Origin of the sequence: Stenotrophomonas sp. SrG (assembly GCF_050031795.1) — a bacterium.
In the GTDB taxonomy this organism is placed as follows: Bacteria; Pseudomonadota; Gammaproteobacteria; order Xanthomonadales; family Xanthomonadaceae; genus Stenotrophomonas; species Stenotrophomonas rhizophila_A.
The window spans coordinates 1-231 of sequence record NZ_JBNBBE010001651.1 but is presented as its reverse complement, the minus strand read 5'-3'; the positions used below and the strand labels follow the sequence as shown (position 1 = coordinate 231).

Here is a 231-nt window from a genome sequence, read left to right as displayed (position 1 = left end):
AGTTGAGGCTGCTGTTCAACCTGTTCGCCGATCTGCTTTCCCAAGCGTGCGACCAGCGTCTGCAAGCGGGTAATGTTGGCTTGCAGTAGCCGGCGCAATTCACGATCACCGACCATTTCCTGCTGCTGTCGCGCGACGGTCCGCGCCTGCATCGCCTGCCGGCGAGCCCGGACGAATTCCCGCATTCTCTGTTGCCATGGATCCAGCGTCTGGTAGGCGTGCAGGTTTTTA

1 pseudogene is annotated in these 231 nt (G+C 60.2%); it reads right to left on the bottom strand.

Annotated elements, in window-relative coordinates:
- Positions 1-231 (bottom strand): annotated as a pseudogene (locus tag ACQG3P_RS24975) (IS110 family transposase); the annotation flags it as partial.